At 63.1% G+C, this 20,783-nt stretch carries 18 protein-coding genes; 4 read left to right on the top strand and 14 right to left on the bottom strand.

The window, feature by feature from the left end; all coding sequences use genetic code 11:
• The first annotated feature begins 237 nt into the window (after nucleotides 1-237).
• Complete coding sequence (locus BMZ17_RS14825; protein WP_093139453.1) at nucleotides 238-1,665, top strand: sugar porter family MFS transporter; 1,428 nt, start codon at nucleotides 238-240, stop codon at nucleotides 1,663-1,665.
• 91 nt (nucleotides 1,666-1,756) lie between these two features.
• Here the strand turns inward: BMZ17_RS14825 and BMZ17_RS14820 are convergent, their stop codons facing one another.
• Together BMZ17_RS14820 and radC are read right to left on the bottom strand one after the other, a co-directional pair.
• A complete protein-coding gene (locus tag BMZ17_RS14820) occupies nucleotides 1,757-2,071 on the bottom strand; it encodes a DUF736 domain-containing protein (RefSeq protein WP_093139914.1) in 315 nt (104 codons plus the stop codon).
• Between the two features lie 713 nt (nucleotides 2,072-2,784).
• Nucleotides 2,785-3,294 (bottom strand): RadC family protein, encoded by a 510-nt coding sequence (radC, locus tag BMZ17_RS14810; protein WP_093139448.1) that lies wholly within the window; start codon nucleotides 3,292-3,294, stop codon nucleotides 2,785-2,787.
• A 651-nt stretch (nucleotides 3,295-3,945) separates the two neighbouring features.
• Here radC and BMZ17_RS14805 point away from each other — a divergent pair.
• The gene (locus BMZ17_RS14805; protein WP_093139445.1) at nucleotides 3,946-4,401 is read left to right on the top strand and encodes a hypothetical protein; all 456 of its coding nucleotides are present in this window, start codon (nucleotides 3,946-3,948) and stop codon (nucleotides 4,399-4,401) included.
• An 87-nt stretch (nucleotides 4,402-4,488) separates the two neighbouring features.
• Here the strand turns inward: BMZ17_RS14805 and BMZ17_RS14800 are convergent, their stop codons facing one another.
• The 4 genes from BMZ17_RS14800 to BMZ17_RS14785 form a co-directional block, all read right to left on the bottom strand.
• On the bottom strand, nucleotides 4,489-6,885 hold the full coding sequence (locus BMZ17_RS14800; RefSeq protein WP_093139910.1) for a response regulator: 2,397 nt from the start codon (nucleotides 6,883-6,885) through the stop codon (nucleotides 4,489-4,491).
• Between the two features lie 35 nt (nucleotides 6,886-6,920).
• Nucleotides 6,921-7,391 (bottom strand): response regulator, encoded by a 471-nt coding sequence (locus BMZ17_RS14795; RefSeq protein WP_093139442.1) that lies wholly within the window; start codon nucleotides 7,389-7,391, stop codon nucleotides 6,921-6,923.
• Nucleotides 7,388-9,625, bottom strand: coding sequence for an ATP-binding protein (locus BMZ17_RS14790; protein WP_093139439.1), 2,238 nt, complete (start codon nucleotides 9,623-9,625; stop codon nucleotides 7,388-7,390). The genes BMZ17_RS14795 and BMZ17_RS14790 overlap by 4 nt, the downstream gene beginning before the upstream one ends.
• A gap of 188 nt (nucleotides 9,626-9,813) precedes the next feature.
• Nucleotides 9,814-12,399, bottom strand: coding sequence for a PAS domain-containing hybrid sensor histidine kinase/response regulator (locus tag BMZ17_RS14785; protein WP_254775312.1), 2,586 nt, complete (start codon nucleotides 12,397-12,399; stop codon nucleotides 9,814-9,816).
• A gap of 309 nt (nucleotides 12,400-12,708) precedes the next feature.
• Here BMZ17_RS14785 and BMZ17_RS14780 point away from each other — a divergent pair, with 309 nt between their 5' ends.
• Complete coding sequence (locus BMZ17_RS14780) at nucleotides 12,709-13,044, top strand: hypothetical protein (RefSeq protein WP_139202935.1); 336 nt, start codon at nucleotides 12,709-12,711, stop codon at nucleotides 13,042-13,044.
• A 64-nt stretch (nucleotides 13,045-13,108) separates the two neighbouring features.
• Here BMZ17_RS14780 and BMZ17_RS14775 read toward each other — a convergent pair whose 3' ends face one another.
• The 8 genes from BMZ17_RS14775 to BMZ17_RS14740 form a co-directional block, all read right to left on the bottom strand.
• The gene (locus BMZ17_RS14775; RefSeq protein WP_093139430.1) at nucleotides 13,109-13,606 is read right to left on the bottom strand and encodes a hypothetical protein; all 498 of its coding nucleotides are present in this window, start codon (nucleotides 13,604-13,606) and stop codon (nucleotides 13,109-13,111) included.
• A gap of 118 nt (nucleotides 13,607-13,724) precedes the next feature.
• Nucleotides 13,725-13,952, bottom strand: a complete 228-nt coding sequence (locus tag BMZ17_RS14770) for a hypothetical protein (RefSeq protein WP_093139427.1) — start codon at nucleotides 13,950-13,952, stop codon at nucleotides 13,725-13,727.
• On the bottom strand, nucleotides 13,949-15,313 hold the full coding sequence (locus BMZ17_RS14765; RefSeq protein ID WP_175485602.1) for a sensor histidine kinase: 1,365 nt from the start codon (nucleotides 15,311-15,313) through the stop codon (nucleotides 13,949-13,951). The genes BMZ17_RS14770 and BMZ17_RS14765 overlap by 4 nt, the downstream gene beginning before the upstream one ends.
• Nucleotides 15,300-16,010, bottom strand: coding sequence for a response regulator transcription factor (locus BMZ17_RS14760; protein ID WP_093139421.1), 711 nt, complete (start codon nucleotides 16,008-16,010; stop codon nucleotides 15,300-15,302). Before BMZ17_RS14760 ends, BMZ17_RS14765 begins: the two co-directional genes overlap by 14 nt.
• 34 nt (nucleotides 16,011-16,044) lie before the next feature.
• Nucleotides 16,045-16,848 carry a MipA/OmpV family protein gene (locus BMZ17_RS14755; RefSeq protein WP_093139418.1) on the bottom strand — a complete coding sequence of 268 codons (804 nt, stop codon included), beginning with the start codon at nucleotides 16,846-16,848 and terminating at the stop codon, nucleotides 16,045-16,047.
• 195 nt (nucleotides 16,849-17,043) lie between these two features.
• On the bottom strand, nucleotides 17,044-17,277 hold the full coding sequence (locus tag BMZ17_RS14750) for a hypothetical protein (RefSeq protein ID WP_093139415.1): 234 nt from the start codon (nucleotides 17,275-17,277) through the stop codon (nucleotides 17,044-17,046).
• Nucleotides 17,278-17,372: 95 nt separating this feature from the next.
• Nucleotides 17,373-18,479 (bottom strand): zinc-binding metallopeptidase family protein, encoded by a 1,107-nt coding sequence (locus BMZ17_RS14745; RefSeq protein WP_093139412.1) that lies wholly within the window; start codon nucleotides 18,477-18,479, stop codon nucleotides 17,373-17,375.
• Between the two features lie 3 nt (nucleotides 18,480-18,482).
• Nucleotides 18,483-19,283, bottom strand: coding sequence for a transglutaminase domain-containing protein (locus BMZ17_RS14740; protein WP_093139410.1), 801 nt, complete (start codon nucleotides 19,281-19,283; stop codon nucleotides 18,483-18,485).
• 228 nt (nucleotides 19,284-19,511) lie between these two features.
• Here BMZ17_RS14740 and BMZ17_RS14735 point away from each other — a divergent pair, with 228 nt between their 5' ends.
• Nucleotides 19,512-20,777, top strand: coding sequence for a phospholipase D-like domain-containing protein (locus BMZ17_RS14735; protein ID WP_175485601.1), 1,266 nt, complete (start codon nucleotides 19,512-19,514; stop codon nucleotides 20,775-20,777).
• Nucleotides 20,778-20,783 lie beyond the last annotated feature (6 nt).

Genomic DNA, 20,783 nt, shown 5'->3' with positions numbered 1-20,783 from the left:
TTGCGCAAGGCTGGACGTGAAGCTTTTGCTGGGTTTACGGCTGCGTTGATCTGAAAGCATCAAAAATGCGCGCATCTGCGTGGTGAGCGCAATTTAATTCTCGGCGCCTTCATCGTCGTGCCCCTAGCCTGATTGCTGCAACGCAACATCCATCAGCTATCCCACCCTCGCAACTTACGTCAGCTCGCAAACAGCGGGCCAGCGTGACTGCGCGCGCTCAGCAGAGATCCAGGATCGATGTCAGTTACTGCAATCCCTTCAAAATCCCTCACCTCCACGCCAGAGAGCCGGTTCGTTCGACTGATCGCGAGCATTGCCACGCTCGGCGCGCTTGCGTTCGGCTATGACACCGGCGTGATCTCAGGCGCGCTTCCCTTCATGAGCATGGCGCCTGATCAAGGCGGTCTTGGTCTGACGCCATTGACCGAGGGACTGGTTGCAGCCTCCCTGATCTTCGGTGCTGCAGTGGGCTCGTTTTTCAGTGGTCACTTGGCTGAAGTCCGTGGCCGGCGAAGCGCGCTGAGGATTGTTGCCACGATTTTCATCATCGGCGCGTTGGGAACGGCTTACTCGCCCAATGTGCCGGCCATGGTGGCCATGCGCTTCGTGCTTGGCATGGCAGTGGGTGGCGCATCTGCAGTCGTTCCGATGTTCATTGCCGAAATGGCAGGGCCTGGCCGCCGCGCGCGGCTGGTCAGCCAGAACGAGCTCATGATCGTGTCGGGTCAGTGCATTGCCTACATCTCCAACGCTGTATTGGCGCACTACTCAGACGACAGCGGCATCTGGCGAACGATGCTCGCCATCGCCGCCGCGCCTGCAGCATTGCTGTGGCTGGGCCTGCTTTTCGTACCAGCCTCGCCGCGCTGGCTGGCCAGGAAGAACCGCCTGGAAGAAGCGCGCGAAGTCCTGCTCAAGATTCGCCACTCGGAAAGCCAGGTGGACAAGGAGCTTGAAGAAATGAGCACCGAGGCAGAGGCCAGCAGTCACCAGGCCCGCTGGAGCGACATCGCGAAAGAGCGATGGGTGCGCGTGGTCCTGATGATCGGCGTCGGACTGGGCTTTGTGGCCCAGTTCACAGGCGTCAATGCCTTCATGTACTTCACCCCGGCCATCCTTCGCTCGACCGGCCTGGGTACCAACGCTGCGCTGACCGCGACGATCGGCAACGGCGTGGTTGCGGTCATTGCCACCTTGATCGGCATCTGGCTGATCGGCCGGCACGGCCGGCGCAGGATGCTCACTACCGGCTTGATCGCCGTGGTCGCCTCGCAGCTGGCACTTGGCGCGGTCATGACATGGATGCCCCATTCAGCCCTGCAGAGCTATCTGGCCCTGGCATGCATCCTGTCGTTCCTTCTGTTCATGCAGATGCTGATTGCACCGGTCTACTGGCTGATGATGTCCGAGATGTTCCCGACCCGGGTCCGCGGACTGGTGACCGGCCTGGCCGTCGCCTGCCAGTGGGTCTTCAATGGCGTGGTCTCTTTCCTGTTTCCGATGCTGCTGGATCACTTTGGCGGCGCGACCTTCTTTGTCGCCGCAGCCATCAATGTCGGCTCGCTGCTCTTTGTCATGCGCATCGTCCCCGAGACGCGTGGCAAGTCGCTGGAAGAAATTGAAGCGCACTTGCGCGAGCGGTACAGCGACAGGGCGATGGCGTAACCGTCAGGCACTTGAACCTGACGCTGGTGGTCGCTTGAGCTAGTGCAGCTTTGAGAAGAGCGCCCCGCCTTGCGGCGGGGCGCCAGGGCGATCAGCCCACCTGCGGCCTGTTGCGCGTCCAGATCAGGTCATGCCAGCCGTCCTCGCCTTCGAGCAGACGGGCGTAGATCGTCGTCGGGAAGGAAGGATCGTCCAGCGAGACCGAGAGGTAATCCCGCCCTGCCTCGCTGGTCTTCTTCCACGCCGCGCCGATATCGTTCCCGGCCGCCTCCAGGCGGTAGTCGGGTGCGTTGTCGTTGCCGCCCTTGTCATTGGGAACCAGCTTGACCTTGGTGTTGAGGGTCAGGGTGCGGATGGTGCCGGTGAAGCCGTCTTTTTCTGCGGTGAAGGTGCCGATGTTGGCCATGGTCATTTTCCTTTCGGGTTGAACAAGGTCGCGCCATTGCGTCCTTGTTGTGGGCGGACCAGCCAAGGATGGGCCGGCCGCATCGCGCGGCGATCGCAGCAACGCGGAGAACCTGGAAGCGCAAAGAATTTGTCGGGCGAGGAAGCCGCAGCGCGGCGGGGAAATTGTTTTCGCTGCAGGGTTGCGGCCATCAGGCCCAAGGCAATGCCGAGCCCTGGCAAGCCATCACAACAAGGCAAGGACGCACTGGCCACCTGTCCCGGAAGCGCCACCTGGTCGATTAGGCATTCGCAGCGGATCGCGTCACCCGCATGTCCCCTGCCCCGTCCAAGGCCACAGCCACAATGCAGGGCAACGATCAGTGCCAGAGCCTGCGGCGTAGCGTCGGGAATATCGGCGGGAAGTCTCATGCGCGGGGCCCTGCGGAATGTGTTCGAGCCGACGCGCGGCAGCAGATGCAGACAGCGCCTAGCCTCGAAGGCCTGACGCCGCGGCACAACCTGCTGCAGCAGGCCCAGGCGTAGACCTGGCGCCCCGCCACAGGCGGGGTGCTTCAGCAGCGGGACACAGTGCCAGGACGCGCTCCGAACATGTGCTGTTCGCTGATCAGACCTGCAGCGCGCCGCAGGTGATCGCGCAGCTCCATCGGGAAGAAAAACATCCGCACTCATACCGGTACGAGGAGAAGCAAAAGGGGGCCGAAGCCCCCTTGCTCAGATCAGTCCCCGCTCGGCAAACGAAGTCGTGGAATGTCCACCGACCACGATGTGGTCAAGGGTGCGCACGTCCACCAGCTCCAGTGCATCCTTCAGTCGTCGCGTGATGGCCTTGTCCGCCGCGCTCGGCTCGGGATTTCCGCTTGGCTGGTTGTGCGCAAGGATCACCGCAGCCGCATTGACCCGCAGCGCTTCCTTGACCACCTCGCGCGGATAGACCGAGGCGCTGTCGATGGTGCCGCGGAACATCTCGGCGTAGGCGATCAACCGGTGCATGGTATCCAGGAAGATCACCGCGAATACCTCATGCTCGAAGCCTGAGAGTTTGACCTGCAGGAAGTCCCTGACCACCTGCGGCGAACGAAAGGCGGTGCCACGCTGCATCCTGTGGTCGATGGCATCACGCGCAGCGGCCAGGATCCGGTCGATAGAGGCCAGACGATAGGTGCCGGTGGTATCGCGCACATGCAGTAGCGCGTCAAAGGAAGTGAACGAAAGTTGCGACATGATCCAGGCTCCGGTTGCTCGGGCGGCATTGCCCGGAAACCGGCTCCTCACGGCGCAAGCGCAGGCTGTCACAGGGTCCTTTGACGGCCAGCGGCCGCAAGCGTGCAGGCACGCGCAGCCCTTGACGGCGAGAACGCCGTGATACGGTGACCGGACACAGCAAGCCGCCCTCTCCCCAGCTCCAAAAGGCTTCAGGGCAAGCGGAGCGCGCAGGCACGGTTCAATGCCGGGCCGCAAGGTCAGCAGGGATCAAAGCCGACTGGCCATGACTGGCAAGGCGTGGGGCGCAGCCCAAGAGCCCGACCGCATCAATGCGGTGCAGGAACGACGCCGAGTCGTTTTCCTCGGCCCCAAAAAAAAGGCCGGGGGTGAGCCGGCCGAAGGATATGGAACGCCCCCATGATCCACACATCCGGTCGCAGCAGCTGAGACAGCGAGCCGATTTTTCGTCTGGCACGGCGGCAAGTCCATGCAACCGTTTCCCGTAAGAACTAGTGGCTATCGCACTGCTCAAGCCCAAGAGGGCCGAGTTGCAATACAAAGGCGCTCCCCAGACTCGCGCGTTTAATGCTTACGAAAGCGAAACAATTTTGCCGCGGGAAAACAGCGGCATCGTTGACCCCGCAGGGGAACTCCGTGTGGAAAGCTGCCATGGCTTATTTCATGTTCCGCACGAAGGGGATTTCGCATGGGCGCTCGCTCATCGAGCGCGTCCTGACCGTCATGGCCGGGTTGGAGATCGAAGGCGCCGGCGTGCAGCTGCAGACCTCGGGCATGCGGAGCACATACGACGGCGATGGTGATCTGATCATTGCCAGCGTCACTGGCCCAACAGGCTGGCATTTCCACGCTCATCGCCAGTTGGATCAGAACGATCTACGTTGCTCGATCTACCCAGCTTCGGCATCCCCGAAACAAACATTGCAGGTCGAGGAGTTCCGCGAGCCCTCCTGCGGCAGCCAAGGGCAGCCGCCCCGCAGGCTCGCGACATGCACGATCAAGTTCAGATCAACGAATCGATCATCCCGTGTAGGGCAAGCGGTTCTTTCCCTGATGTTCGAGGAACGCCAAGGTCCCGTTGCCTGGGCTAACCATCAACACCGGTGACGCAGCGCGGTGCTGCCATTGCGTCGAGGGTATGGCCAAGCAGAAGGTGGCGCCTGCTTGGCCCTCCCGATGTACAGAATTTCAAACCTAGTTCTTCGAGCCCGAAGCGCTTGCCATCGCCTGGCGGGCTCCCGGCTCATTCTGTGTACCATCAAGAGAGCTCCGGACCGCCCCAGCCAAGTCCCGGCGGGTAAAGGGCTTTGAGAGGATGGTCACGTCCCTCATCTGCGCACCGCTGGTCTCGATGTCGCGTGGATAGCCGGAGGTGAACAGTATCGGAAGCGCGGGACGTAAGCGGCGTGCCTCCTGGGCAAGTTCCCACCCCGTCATCCGTGGCATGACAATGTCCGAGAACAACAGGTCCACATGCACATCGGGACGTTCGAGCAGGCGCATGGCCGAAAGCCCGTCATGGGCCTCAAGCACGCGATAACCCAGATGGCGGAGAACCTCCACGCTGTAGGCGCGCACATCCTCGTTGTCTTCGGCCACCAGGATGGTCGCCGATTTCTCCGGCAGCTCGGCCTGGCCAAGTTCCTCGCTCGCCTGGGCAAGCGGAGTGGAAGAAATGGGCAGCACGATGGAAAAGACCGTGCCCACGCCGACCTTCGAGTCAATCAGGATGTGGCCGCCCGATTGCTGCACAAAGCCGTAGACCATCGACAATCCCAGTCCCGTGCCCTTGCCTACTTCCTTGGTGGTGAAGAAGGGTTCGAACACGCGCGCGATGGTCTCCTGGGACATGCCGACCCCGTTGTCCTGCACCCGGAGCATGGCATACCGGCCCGGAGCGATCGTGGAGTTCTGCGCCGCCAGCTCGACGTCCATCTGCATGTCGCTGAGCTCGATCAGCAGCTTGCCTCCGCCGGGCATGGCATCCCTGGCGTTGACAGCCAGGTTGATCAGGGCCGCCTCAAGCTGGCCGGCATCGATTTCAACGGGCAACTGGCCTGATGAACCGACCACTTCCAGTTCGACCAGTTCGCCCAACGCGCGCGCCAGCATTTCCTGCAGGCCAACTACGTGGCTATCCAGGTCCATTACCACGGCCTGCACCGGCTTCTTGCGCGCGAGCGTGAGCAGGCGGTTGGTCAGCGCCGAGGCGCTCATGACGCCCTTCATGGCGCTTTCCAGGGCCCGCTTGGTCTTGTCGGTCGAACCAGGCATCTCGACCAGCATGCTGGCGTAGTCGACGTTGCCGGAAATCACGGTCAGGATGTTATTGAAGTCGTGTGCGATGCCACCGGTGAGCTGGCCCACCGCCTCGATCTTCTGCGCCTGCTGCAGGGCATTCTCCGCGCGGCGTCGCTCGGTGGTCTCGATCGCCTCGCATAGGACCGAGACCACATGGTGGTCGTGGTCGATGATCGGGCGAAATGAATAGTCGAAACTCCGCAGGCCCGTCGGCAGGTTGAGCTCGAGCTCATGGCGTGACTCATCGCCAGAGGCAGCCTTAGCAAGCGCTGCTGCGACCAGACCAGGCGCCCCTTCAGTTTCGCTAAACCAGGCAGCGGTGCTGAACGCGATGCCGACGACCTGGTCTTTCTCGCACAGGATGGCGGCCAGCGACGTCTTGTTCGCGTCCAGGATCAAGCCATCCAGCGACACAAGAATCTGCTGCTGCACACTCGACTCGAAGATCGACTGCATCCGGCTGCGACTACTCCGCAATTCGCGCTCGCCGACTTCGACACGAAGCTCGAGACTTTCCTTCTGTGCCAGCAAGGCTTGCTCAGCGCGCTTGTGCCCACTGACGTCACGTGCCATCAGGTAGTAGCCGGCATACGCGCCGGATTCCCCCACGCGCGGAACGCAGTCGACCTGCGCGGGCCGGTGGATGCCCTGCTGGTCAACCAGATCCAATTCCAGCGCCAATGGCTGACCGGCCATCAACGGTTCGAGCTGCGGGGCGAGCACCTGGAAGGCTGGCTGGCCTATCACGGCGCCCAGATCCTCCCCCACCAGTGCCGATGGGGACAGCCCGTACCAGTGGTTGAACGCCTCATTGGCAAGCAACAGGCGGTGCTGGGCATCTACTCGCGCAATGAGCGGCGGCAAAGAATTGGTATAGGTTTCAAGCTGTTCCTGACTAGCCTTGAGCTCTGCCCGCGCCTGCCGCAGGCTCGCCTTCTCATCGTTCTCACGCAGCGCACGCACGATCGCTTCGGGAAGGCGCTGCAGGCGTTGCTTGACCACATAATCCCGGGCGCCGTGCCGTAGCGCGCGAACCGCCAACTCCTCGGTCAGGGTTCCGGACACGAAGATGAAGGGCACTTCTGGCGCCAGCTCACGTGCCAGCCGCAGCGCCGTATCACCATCGAAATTCGGCAACACATGGTCGGCCAGGATCACATCGTGGTTGTGGCTCGACAACGCCCCCACAAAACTCTCTCTGGTCCACACCCGATCCATCGTGACCTCGAGCTTGGCAAAGCCGAGCTGGGCCATGATCAGCTCCCCATCCAGCGCGCTGTCCTCCAGCATCAAGACACGGATGGGTGCCGTTGGAGCGTCAGCCTTCACTTGCCGCCGCCCTCCCCCGGTTGGATCGCGAACGGCGGTGGCGGCAGGTTGGTAATGCCCCAGAACATGCCCAGCCCCTGGATGGCTTCAAAGAATTCCTTGAAGTCCACAGGCTTGACCACGAAGGCATTGACCCCGAGCTTGTAGCTCTTGACCAGGTCCTGCTCCTCGCGTGACGAGGTCAGCATGACGATTGGGGTGCTACTGAGATTCGGATCGGAACGGACCTGCTCGAGCACCTCGAGCCCATCGACCTTCGGCAATTTCAGGTCAAGCAGTACTACCACGGGACCACCATGGTTCTGGCCGGCGTACTTGCCCTGGCTGCGCAGGTAGTGCAAAGCCTCTTCGCCATCACGCACATGGGTGACCTCGTTAAGCAGCTGGCAGCGTGCCAGGGCAGCTTTAGTCAACTCCGCATCCTTGGGGTTGTCTTCAACAAGCAAGATAGGACGCAAATCCCTCACGAATCGGCTCCAGATTTAAGGGGGATGGAGAATGAGATAACGGCACCTTCGCCGAGCTTGCCTTTGGCCCAGGCACGACCACCGTGCCGACCCACAATACGACCGACGTTGGCTAGGCCAATGCCGGTGCCTTCGTACTCTTCGACGTGATGAAGCCGCTGGAAAACACCAAAGAGCTTGCCCACGTAGTTCATGTCGAAACCGCAGCCATTGTCCTGGACGAAGAACACCTTCTCAGCGCCTTCCAGATAGGTCCCGACATGGATCCGCGCAGGCTTGCTATCGCGGGTGAACTTCACCGCGTTTGAGAGCAGGTTCTGCCAGACCAGCCTCAGCATCATCGGGTCGGCCTCCACCTCGCCCAGACTGTCGATTTCCCATTCAACCTCACGCTCGCGATATTCCATCTCAAGCTTGAGCCGCACATCCTCGACCAGTGCGTTCATCTTGATGGTCATCAGGCTCAGGGTTGAGCGGCCCATCTGGGAAAAGCTCAGCAGGTCGTCTACCAGTTCGCCGGCTGACTTTGCCGAGTCCACGATCGTGTCCAGGAAACGGCGCTCGTTGTCGTCAAGTCGTTCGCCTGCGGACATTGAAAGCAGTTCGCTATAGCCAACGATATGGCGGAAAGGCGCACGCAAATCATGGCTGACCGAGTAAGAGAATGCTTCGAGCTCCTTATTGCTCTTGAGCAACTGCTCGTTCAAGGCTGCCATTTCCTCTGCCTTGCGAAGGACGATATCCACGATCGCGCTGCGCAGCTCCAGGGCCGCATCCCGATCCACATCGTCCCAGGGCAGCGATCGCTGCCTGACGATTTCCTTCCATGACTCAAAGGATTTACGCGGCGAGAGGACTTCGGGCTTGCCCAGCTTGTGGCTTGGATCACCGCCCCAGCGCACCGTTCTTTCAACCTCTGGCCTAAACCAGATCAGCACGCTTTCGTGCAGCTGTGAAATGGAGATGGACAGGATGCCGCTTGCGATGCTACTCAGCTGCTGCGCCGGCGCCCACACCTCGGGCAAGTTGTCGGTGGCGAAGAAGTCATCGCTTCCCTGCCGCTGGGAGAGCCAGTGGACCAGCGCCATGACATGCTTTTTGTCAGGGCACTCCCCCACAAGCCGGCACTGCCCGGCATGGACGATCGCAGCGCCGCTGGATTGGGTCAGCTCAAGCAGCCCGGCGTGGTGATCTTCCAAGGCCTGGATAAAGTCTTCCTCGCCGGCCATGCGGCCGAGCAACCTGACCTGCGTGGCCCTGCGCGCCATGCGCTCCTCGACATCACGCGCGCTTTCGCGAAGCGAGATCTGGAGGGACAGGATCTGGCCGATGAATTCGCAGGCAGTACGGACGTGGTAAGGCACCCGACGCGGCTCTGCGTTGTGGCATGAAACCAGGCCCCATAGCTTGTCCCCCTGCAGCAGCGACACCGACATCGAGGCGCCAGTTCCCATATTGCGCATGTACTGCAGGTGCACCGGCGAGACACTGCGCAACGTCGACAGGCTCAGATCGGTCGGCGCCTCTGCGCGCGCATCGGCACTGCGCAACAAGGGCGTGGCGGTATAGGTTGAATTCGGGATCAGCCTCACCGTATTGCGTCGGTACAGCTCGCGCGCCTGAGCTGGAATATCCGATTCCGGGAATCGCAGGTCCATGTACGAAGGCAGCACCTGGTTGCGCTCTTCCGCGACGACGGCGCCATTCCATTGCGGATCAAACCGATAGACCAATGTGCGATCGAACCCGGTCAATTGCCTGACATGCTCGGACGCCAGTGCGCAGACCTCATCCACCGAAGCGGCGGTTCCAACCTTGCCCATGAACGCGCGAATCGTTGGGTAAAGCTCCTCGAAGGTGCCCGGCTCGCCCTCCAGCGGCTCCTCCAGTTCCAACACGATCGCGTCGCCGGAGCGATGCGCCAATGCGTGGTGCATGCCTGCCGGACCGATGGCGAACCGGCCCAGGTAGCTGACAGAGGCCTCCTCGAGTTGCGCCAACGCCTGCACGCAAGCAGCGATGGCGCCATCGAATACATCGACCAATGGCTGACCCAAGGGATCGGCGTAAGTGTTGGTCACCTCGCCGCTGGAGATGGCCCGCTCGATGACGATCAATGAACGCGAATCAACAACCAGCAGTACGCCGTAGGGCTGGATCGCGCCAGGTGTATGGATTGGCTCTTTCGCGCAATCCGTGAGGTCCAATTGCGCGGGATCTGCTATCAAAGTCATCTGGTTCCAGTGAGACCTGCCTTGCCCAGAATGCCTCGCGAAGGCAATTGAGGCAGTGAAATCAAGCGGTATAGCGCTATGTTGCACGATATCTGCAAAGCCGGACAGGCCGATTCATCGCGAGAACATCACGCAGAATTAACCACGCGCGAAGGTATGCCGACTCGCTTGCAATCCGAAACCGATCTTCACAGATTGATCAATTCCCGGATCCGTGTTGCCAGGTCATCCAGCGAGAATGGCTTGGTCAGCACATGCATGCCTTGGTCGAGATGCCCATGGCTGAGCACGGCGTTCTCGGCATAGCCGGTAATGAATAGCACCTTCAAGTCCGGACGCGTCATTCGCCCGGCATCTGCCATCTGCCGTCCGTTCATGCCACCTGGCAAGCCGACATCACTGACAAGCAGGTCGATTCTGGCATCTGAGTTCAATATCTTGAGGCCGCTCGCACCGTCTTCAGCCTCAAGAATCGAGTAGCCCAGGTCCCCCAGCACATCGCTGATCAGCGCCCGGATCGCAGGCTCATCGTCGACCACCAGAACCGTCTCCCCTTGCAGGCTACGCGGCGCCTCTTCCAGCTGCAGGCTATCCTCGAACTGTTCGACATCGCCGACGTGGCGAGGCAGATAGATGCAGACCATCGTGCCCTTGTCGAGTTCGGAGTAAATACTGACCGCACCGCCAGACTGGCGTGCAAATCCGTAGATCATCGACAGCCCGAGACCGGTGCCCATTCCGATCGGCTTGGTGGTGAAGAAGGGATCGAAGGCCTTGGCGATGACGTCGGCCGTCATGCCGGTTCCGCTGTCGGAGACGCACAAGGAAATGTACTGCCCTGGCGCAATCCCACGCTGGGATGCAGTGCGTTGGTCGATCCAGCGATTGCCGGTCTCGATGGTAATCTTGCCCCCATTGGGCATCGCGTCTCGCGCATTGATGCACAGGTTGAGGATCGCGTTTTCGAGCTGGCTCGGATCGATCATCGAAGGCCACAGCCCTGCGGCATTGACCGTCTCCAAGGCGATCTCGGGACCCACCGTGCGCTGGATGAGCTCGGCAATGCCACTGACAAGCTGCTTGACGTCGGTCGGCTTGGGCGAAAGCGTCTGCCGACGCGAAAAAGCCAGCAACCGGTGGGTCAGGCTCGCTGCCCGGCTGGCCGCATTGGTGGCGACATTGATGTAACGGTCCAGGTCCTGGGTACGTCCCTGTGCAAGGCGCATCTTCAGCAGTTCCAGCCCACCGGTAATGGCGGTGAGCAGGTTGTTGAAGTCATGTGCGATTCCGCCCGTCAGCTGCCCGACTGCCTCCATCTTCTGCGCCTGGCGCAGCGCCTCCTCGGCCTGGAGCAGCTCGTGCGTGCGCTGCTCGACGCGCTGCTCCAGGGTCTCGTTGGCTTCTCGCAGCGCCGCCTCACCATGCAGTCTTTGTTCGGCCGTGCGGATGCGCGCAACGAACTCCTGGGCCATGGCCACCTCCTGGTCTTCCCAGGCGCGCGGCTGCGAGGTGTTGACGTATAGCACGGCGACCAGCCTGCCGTGCTCGAGGATCGGAACATTGATTAGCGCGCCGACGTCCCAGCCCTCGAGCAGCTCCACCACCTCTGCCGTGAGCTCGTCATGGCGGATATCTCCTACCACGACAACCTGCCCCTGCTCCAGGGCGGCGCGGATCGCGCGGTAGGGGCGAAGGTCCAGAACGCGCCCCAGGCGCTGTGCGCCTGTATCGCCCCACTCGCTGGTGATCACCAGCGCGCTGTCATCGTGCACGGTATGGGCGTACCCGACTCTTGAAGCTTCCAGCGACTTGCCCAGGATGATGGAAGCGAGCTGGCCGAGCTGACCAGGATCGCTCGCGTCGCGAATCGCATCGGTGAGCGCCACCAGCGCCTCCCGGGTGACTTCCGATCGAGCCCGCTGGGTGACGTCCACCCCCTCGATGAAGATGCCGCTGACCCGCCCGAGCTCGTCCTTGATCGGCTGGAACACGAAGTCCACCACGCGCCGGACGCTTGGACCGCCGGAATGGGTCTGCATCACATAGGGAGCCCCTCGCGCCGAGTAGGCCTCGCCGTCGGCGAACACCTTGTCCAGCAGGGCCAGATACTGGTCCGCCACGTCAGGCAGTACCTCACCCACGGTGTGGCCGATGACATCGCGATTGCCAACCACACGCCGGTAGGCGGGATTGGCCAGTTCAAAACGGTGCTCAGGGCCGCGCACCACCGCCATGAAGGAAGGCGCCTGCTCGAACAGCTGGGCCAGGCGCTCGCGTTCGGCGGCATTGGCCCGCTGGGCCAGGACCCGCTCGGTGGTCTCCACCACGATGGCGAAGACGCCAATCGGCGTCCCGGACTCATCCAGGACCGGGGAGTAGTCCAGGTCCATCCACAGGGTCTTGAACTGCCCGTCGCGATTGAGGGCCAGCTCCATGTCCTTATAGGACAGCGGCTGGTTGCCCAGCAGCACGTGGCTGACCACGTTGTCGTTGAAGCTGGCAATCTCGCCCCAGCCTTCGCGGACGTTGGATCCCAGTAGGGAAGGATGCCGCTCGCCAGCAAACTCGGAATAGGCGTCGTTGTAGATCATCACCCCGTCTCGCCCCCACAGGGTCACGATCGGCACGGGGGACTGCAGCATCAGGGCAATGGTGGTGCGTAGCGCAGGTGGCCAAGCGTCGATAGGCCCAAGACTTGTCGCGGCCCAGTCGTAGCGCTCGATCAGTTCTGCCAGTCGCCCGCCGCCAATCAAAAACGAATGCTTCAACTTCACGTCCCCGGCAGTCCTGCAATCGGCTTTGACGCCGGTCCGACGGAAGGTCGGGAGCCTATTCTGGGGAAGTTGTCCGTGAAGCAACAATCACCCGGTGCCGTGGGCGCGCCCGCTCTCCTTCACCCCAAACGACCGGCACACCGCGGAGATCGACCTGCCCGGAGCCCGGTGGAGAGGGTTCGCTCCATACCTGGAGGCATCGAGGACAAAGAAGGTGTACAAATGTACACCTCTCGTACACCCCGCCTATCCGCCCGGGATTGGTCCCGAAGGACATGGGCCGGGCGCGGCGTCATCAGGAAAGCTCCCATGGGACCGGAAAGCGGAAATCATCAGCGCGGAGAGGGCTTCAAGGGCCCGCAGATCGAGCCCCGCTACAACTGGCAGGCGTCCAGGGGAGGTTGGGCGCTGTTCTGGAAGGGATCGATGGTTGCCGGCGTCGAGCCCGATGGCGTCCATTGGGTGACCTGGCGCGGCATCCGCCACAGTGGCCACATTCGCTCGGTCAAGCTGGCACGCCGATGCATTGATCGCTGGCTGGCAGCAAGACCACCGCTGCCACCGGTGCTGAAGAAGGATCTACCACCGTCTGCCCTGTCCAGCCTGGAGTCATTCCTGCGCGAATACGACGAGTCCAACTTCTGAGCGCGCGCAGGCGCGCATGGCGTCCGCACCCAGAGCAAAACTCAAGGCCATACCTGGACTCCGCTCAGTTCAGCGCCGTGGGCTGCTCGTAGGGCAAGGCACGCACACCAGAACCGATCACCGCCGCGTCGGCTTGTTCGAGCAGTACAGGCTCGGCATCGACAACGACCAGTACCCGGCCCGCCTCGATTTCTTCTTCGAACGTTCGCCGTACCGGATCGGACACCGAAGACCCCACAAGCGCGGCCGACCAGGTGCCAACCGCGGCACCGGCCAGTGCCAGCGCGCCAGCACCCGCCAGGGTCAGTCCCAGCGGTGGCACGGCCACACCGATCAGCCCCGCCACCAAGCCAGCAGCGCCGCCGCCTACGGCCCCACGCAGGGCGCCCTGCTTGAAGTCGGTTTCCGCCTCCTTCAACGAATCGGGCACGGCCTCCATTTCGATCTCGCCCTTGGCGATCAACGAAACATCGTCATGGGCCACCCCGGCATCAAGCGCGGCCTGGATGGCGGTATGCGCCGCCGCGAGGTTCTCGGCTGCATACACGTGTCGGGTCTTCATGGCGCGCTCCGGTCCAGGGGATGTGCCAGCCTTAGGCGGTGGTGGTTATGCAGGGGTGACCAGGCAGCTCGGGGATGGGGACCAATCCCCAACATGTCCTGCACCAGTGAGACGCCCGCTACCAGTTCGTATTGGGTTCGATCTCGATGGCCGCCCAAAGGAAGGCCATGACAGCCGCACCGCGCCCCTGACGGACCAGGTCAGCGGCCGTCTCATCGCCAAGGGGTCGGATCGGTACGCCGTAGTACCAGTCCATCACCGCCTGAGGGCTGGATTCAAGCAACCCTGCAACGGTCAAGATGTCCTGGTCGATCACCGTGTCCACCCAAGCGAGGCTAGCGCTCATGCCGTGTCCTCGCCTGTTCTCATTGCCACGAAGAAGCAAGCGCCCTCACCGGCGGACACATCGGCCAGGCCGACACGCCAGCCGTGCGCGGCGCAAATTTCCTGGCAGATCGCCAGGCCCAGGCCGGCGCCACTGCCATCGCGCTGCGACCGCCAGAACCGCTGGAACAGGTGGGCACGATCGGCCGGCGCAACGCCTGGACCTTCGTCCTGCACGCAGAACCCGTCGGCGCCCAGCCTGACCCGGACGACGCTGCCGGCCGGGGCGTGGTTGAGCGCGTTGTCCAGCAGGTTCTTGGCCAGCACGAACAGCGCCGCGGCATCCCCCTCGACATGGCCAAGCGCCCCAGGCTCACGCACAAATTCCAGATGCACGCTGCGCTGGTGTGCGAAGCGCTCGAAGTAGTCCACCGCCTCTTCCAGCACGCTGCCGGGATCGATCGGGGCGAATGCATAGTTGTGCCCCTCACTGACCTCGGCCAGGTGCAGCAGCTGGTGCACCTGACGCGCCATCAGCGCGGTGTCGCGAAGCAGCAGCTCGGTATTGGCAGCGCCACCCAGCTCGATCTCGGCCTGGAGCAGCGCCAGCGGCGTCTTGAGCTCGTGCGCGGCGGCGGCCAGGAACTCCTGCTGTACCCGGTAGCCGCGTTCCAGGCGCTCCAGCGCGGTATTGAAGCCCTGCACCAGGGGCGCGATTTCCAGCGGTACGCGCGCCACGTCCAGGCGCGTGGTCAGGTTGCGCGGCCCGATGCCTGCGGCCACCTGCGAGACCCGGTGAAGCGGCAGGATCATCCGGCGCACGGTCACAAAGACCACCGCGCCGAAGGTCACCAGCGCGAGCAGTGCCGTTGCCAGCCCGGCACGCACGTACAGCTTGTCGGCGTAGTCGCGCAGGGTCAGCACCAGCCGGTCGCTGCGCGCCACCCGCACGGTGAATGCCTGGTCGCCGTGCCGGATCGAACGCTGGATCAATCGCAGTTGCCCATCACCATTGCCGACGGAAACGGCCAGCGCGTCAGGCCCGGGCGACATGCCAGCCAACGCCTGCAACGCCGCCCCTTGTGGACTGTGGGCCACGGCCCGGCCGGAGGCGTCGTAGACCAGGTAGGCCGCGTCCCTGGGCATGGCGTCGTACACCCGCGCATTGCTTTGCTTGAGCTCTACATGCGCCTTGCCAGCGGCATCGATCCGCAGCCCCGACTGGATATCGGCGACCTCTTCCTCCAGTTCCGCGTGCAGCAACCGGTCCGGTGAGCGAAGGTCGGCCCCTATCCAGATCAGCACGCAGGCCACGACCGTCGCCGCGGCCAGGCCGGCCACCGCCGCCAGCATCAGGCGGGCGGTCAGGCTACGCGGAAGCATCGGCCGCCCTGAGTGCAAAGCCCTGCTGGCGTACGTTGACCAGGCCCACCGCCGCCTCGATCGCGACCAGCTTCTTGCGCAAACGGTGGATGGCCACGTCCAGCGCATTGGGGGTCACTGCCCCGCCCACGCCCCATGCCGCGTTCTCCAGCGCGCTCCGCCTGACGGTCTGGCCCTGCGCTCGCAGCAGGGCCAGCATCAGCTGCAACTCTGCAGGCGCCAGGCTGATGCGTTCCTGCCCGGCCAGCATCGAGCCGCTTTCCGGCTCCACGCTCAACCCCAGGAAGCTCGGCGCCACGCTGCGCAGCGCCGTCGGGCGCCGCATCAGGGCACGCACGCGGGCTGCCAGCTCGTCCAGGGCGAACGGCTTGGGCAGGTAGTCATCGGCGCCTGCGTCCAGCCCATCGACGCGGTCGCGCAACGCATCGCGCGAGGTGAGCATCAGGCAGGGCGTGCGCACATCGGCGCGCCGCAACCGGCGCACCAGGTCCAGGCCGTCGCCATCGGGCATGCCGCGGTCGACGATGGCCACCGCATAGCCCTGCCCACTCAAGCCATGCCAGGCAGATTCCAGCGTCTGGAAGACATCGACCGCGATCCCGGCGCTGGCCAGCCCACGCTCGATCAACCCTGCCAGCCTGGGGTGGTCCTCGATCAGGGCCACGCGGGTGGCGATGGCTGGCGCTGTGTCGGTCATCAGGTTTCCCGCCAGAGACAGGGCGGCTACCTTCTCAGAACGACCAGCCAATGCCAACGCGCACACCCATCGCGCCGCTGACGTCCGGATCCATCAGCGGGCTGTCGGTGATCTCGCTGGGGAGGAACTTGTAATTGACCGAGCCGGTGACCTTCCAGTGCTCGCCCAGGGGACGCGAGAACCCAACCCCCACCTGCGGTACCACCGCCGAACCCGGCTGGTAGCGCACCACGCCTCGGGCAACTTCCTCGTCCAGGGTCCCGTAGTAGTAGTCAACAAGATCACTTGACATCCAGCGCACGCCCACACTGGGCACCAGCGTGGTACGCCCCCAATGGAGTGCATAGCCATAGTCAGCGGCGAACTCGTAGCCGCCACTGGAATCGGTAACGTCGGCCAGCGCCGAGAGCTTCAGTTCGCCCGCGGCGCCTCGCCAGGACGCTGACAGGCCCGCATCCAGGCCATCGTCGCGGTCTTCAAGCAGATCGGCGTTCAAGCCATTGGCAGCCAGTTCCTTTCTTCCCAGGTCGTCAATGTCGAAGCCATCGAACCGCCCGGCAAGCACGGCATCCAGCGTGAAAGCCTCACCTTTGATCACATGAACACCGCCAGTGAGGCCACGCCAGAACACACGCTCACCTTCGTAACCGATCAGCGGGAAAGGACGGACGCGGGTGCCCTCGCCTGCATAGCCATCGTCCTTGACCGAAGCGCCGACCCCGATGGTCCAGCGATCATCTTCCTGCTTGGCCAGCAAGTCACTTGTGCTGGACGGGGACTGTGCCAGCGCGATGGAAGGGAACAGGCAGAACAGGCTTGCAGCGGCTTTCAGGGTCATGACGTCGGGGGAGTAGCGAACGGGACGTCAGTCTTTCTCCGCCAGACTTACAGGCAACTTACGGCCCTGGCACATTCGCCATGCCCGTCCGCGCCACCAGGCATTCAGTGCGCCTCTCATGACCAGCAACGAATATCGGCTGCTGCCGGCTAGGGCGAGCCATCGCATCTCAAAACCTACGAATGGGACGACGCCTCAATTCGGGGTAAAACCGAGCGCCTTTACCAGATCAGCCGCCTCTGCCTGCATGCCGGCTTCGGTGGCCGAGGGCTCTCCATCGACGATGGCGCGGATCGCCAGTTCTTTGCGCACCGCCTCGCGCGCTCCTTCGTCCAGGTGTCTCAACAGGCCGCGCAGCGCGGCGCGGTGGGCTTCCAGCCGCCCCTGGAGCTCTTCAAATTCCTCGCGGATCACCCAGCTCGGTTCCATCTCATTCCTCAGCCATGCGCGTTGCGCTGCCTGAAAAGGACAGTCCTCCAGGGCAGGTGAACACCGCGTCGCCGGCGTGCCGTGTCACCGGCCGGTCAAGCGCCGGATTCGGCCACGCCCCCGACCCGGGCTAAGCGCGAGCGCGCCGCATTGTCCATGACCAGCTGATGGATGTAGGCCAGCTTGGCCTTGAGCGGGGTGTTGATCACGAAGGGATAGAGGTCGTTCTGGCCCATTGCGCGGTTGAGGCTGTTGACCGCGTAGGTCAGAGGCAGCCAGGCATCAATGATCTTCTGGAAATCGCGCACGCGGTGCGGATCAAAATCGATTCGAGATCCCATGAACTGGGTATCTGGCACGTCAGGCTCCACCCGGATGCCGAAGGCACCTGCCATCTCCAGCGTATCGACGATATGAAAATAGTGCGCCCAGGTCTCGGCCCAGTCCTCCCACGGGTGGACCGTGGCATAGGGGCTGACAAAGCGCTCCTGCCAATCGTCCGGCGCTCCGAAGCTGTAGTAATCGGCCAGCGACTTGGCGTAGTCGCGCCGCTCGTCCCCGAACAACTCCCTGAACCTTGAGCGCTCGTCTGGGCCTGTGTCGCGAACGAGCCTGTCCCAGTAGTAGTGGCCCACCTCATGCCGGAAGTGTCCGAGCAGGGTGCGGTAGAGCTCGCCCAGGCGGACCCGCGATCGTTCACGCTCGGCATCATCTGCCTCGCTCAGTGAGATCGTGACCAGTCCATTCTCATGCCCGGTCATGACCTGCGGCATGGCCGGCTGATCGGCCAGGAAATTGAACACCAGCGGCTCGTGGTCGTCCTCCCCCGGTGCAGGGGCAGGCAAATGCAGCCGCAGGATCGTGTAGTACAGGCGGCGCTTGGCGACCTCGATGCGCCGCCAGGCCTCGATCCGATTGTCGCAGCTCAGGTCCGGGATCGTCCGGTTGTGCCGGCAAGCCCGGCAGTACGCAGACACATCGGTACTCTCGATCAGCCAGTTGCACGCCCCATAGGCCGCGTTGGAGCACAGCCTCCAGCGCCTGGCCTGGTCAGCCACGTGTACCCACAACGTACCTTCAGCGACCACTGCCACCATGGCCGTCTGCCCAGGGTCGAAGGCCAGGCGCGCACCGCACCGCAGGCATTGGGAATTTTCGAAGTAGACGACGTGGCTGCACACGTCACAGGTGAAGAGCTTCATGGCCTAGGCGAACTGCGCCTGCTCGGCCTGGGTCCAGACGTTGACCGACACGGTCCTGAGCGACCCATAGCTCATGAGGAAGGCTACGTCAGCTGCATCGCGTCCGTAGCCGATCACCGCACGCCCAGCCCTGCGCTCGGCCTGGGTCGCGTCGAAGGTGTACCAGGCATCGCCCACGTAGGCCTCGAACCACGCGTGCATGTCCATCGGCTCAAGGCCATGCAACCAACCGACCACCATGCGTGCAGGGATATCCAATGCCCGGCACAGCGCAATGCCAACGTGTGCAAAATCACGGCACACCCCTTCCCGCTGCTCGATGGTGTCGCGCGCGCAACTGTGCGCGTTGCTTACGCCGTAGCGATACTCGATGTTCTGCCTGATCCAGGCACGGATCGCTTCCACCTGCGCGTACCCAGGCGCAAAGCCTTTGACGATCTTCGTCGCCAGTGCGTTGAGCTCAGGACGGTCCGATGCGCAGTACCGGCTCGGCAGGGTGAACTGAAGCGTTTGCGCGGGCAGCGCAAATGGCGTGACCAGCCCCGCCGATTCATCGAATGCAAGTTCGTCATCGGCTTCCAGCGTGGCCTCAATGCGCACCCGCATCTGACCTTCAGGCACCCAGAAGCGCTGGCAGAAGTTGCCGAAGGTATCCAGATACTCCTCGAAAGCATGCCGCGGCTGGAAGCCAGGGCGCCCGTCGACCCGCCAGATGCATTGCGCATCACGGGGCCGCAGCATGGAGACCACCGGGCTTGGCGCTTCTGCCTCCAAGAGCAGTTCGCAGCCGGCAAGCATCTTCATGGGGGCACTCCTGTGGTGGGCGCGCAGTCTGAGTGCAGGTTTGTGCAGCAGATGTATAGGCCTGCCGCTATCGCCGGGACGCGTGTGGAAGCCGGAGGCTTGGCCCAGCGTGGGCGCCGGAAAGTGCGTCATCGTCGCGGCTGGCTTTCACACCGCGTGTGAAGCCCTTTTGTTGACAATCGCGCCCTGGCGGGGATGCCGCGGCTCGACTTTGGGGACACCTGGAAGATGTTTTGGATCATTGCAGGCGCTGTGGTGGCGACCCTGGTCGCGGTGTTGTTCGCACTGAATTTCACCACGCCCGAAAAGAAGCTTGAACATGTCCCGGCGCACGAATACGAGGTCAACGACCCGATGTTCAAGCGCCAGATGTCTGCGCTGCTGGGGCCGACCATCCTGCCGGGCAACCGGATCGAAGTACTCAACAATGGCGCGGAGATCTTCCCGGCCATGCTCGAGGCCATGCGCTCGGCCCAGCAGAACATCACCTTCGAGACTTACATCTACTGGTCTGGCGACATCGGCCGCGAGTTCAGCGACGTGCTATGCGAGCGCTCCCGTGCTGGCGTTTCAGTCCGTACGACGATCGACTGGGGCGGCAGCCTCAAGATGGACAACGCTCTGATCCAGAAGATGGAACAGGCCGGCGTGGAAGTGCACCGCTACCGGCCGCTGGCCTGGTACAACCTCCATCGCGTCAACAATCGCACCCACCGCAAGTTGCTGGTGGTCGATGGGAAGATCGGCTTCACCGGCGGCGTCGGCGTTGCCGACCAGTGGATGGGCAACGCGCAGGACCCGGACCACTGGCGGGATACGCACTACCGGATCGAGGGCCCTGTCGTGGCCCAGGTGCAGGCTGCGTTCAACGACAACTGGATCAAAAGCACCGGCCGCGTCCTGCATTACCGCGAGTTCTATCCGGAACTTCCGCCCGCCGGCGATACCGACGCACAGCTGTTCCTCGCCTCCCCTGCAGGCGGCAGCGAGAGCATGCACCTCATGTACCTGCTTTCCATCGCAGCCTCGGCGACAAGCATCGATCTGGCAGCAGCCTACTTCGTCCCTGACGACCTGATTACCAAGGCCCTGCTTGCTGCCGCCGAACGCGGCGTCAATATCCGGGTCATGCTGCCTGGCCCGCATATCGACTCGAGCTCCGTGCGCCTGGCCTCCAAGGCAAGCTGGGGACCGCTGCTGCAGGCAGGGATCGAATTCCATGAGTTCCAGCCCACGATGCTGCACACCAAGCTGCTGATCATCGACAAGCTGCTGGTCTCGGTCGGCTCGACCAATTTCGACATCCGCTCCTTCAGGCTCAACGACGAAGCCAGCCTCAACATGTATGACCCGGTCATGGCCGAGCGCCTGAGTGCGGTCTTCGAGCGCGACCTGGAACGGTCCAAGCGTTACACCCTCCAGCAGTGGCAGCAAAGGCCGCTTTCGGAGCGGTTGTTCGAGACCCTGGTGCTGCCCTTCAAGTCGCAGCTTTGAGCGTGC

Source organism: Pseudoxanthomonas sp. GM95, assembly GCF_900109775.1.
In the GTDB taxonomy this organism is placed as follows: Bacteria; Pseudomonadota; Gammaproteobacteria; order Xanthomonadales; family Xanthomonadaceae; genus Pseudoxanthomonas_A.
This window is presented reverse-complemented; position numbering and strand designations above follow the sequence as displayed.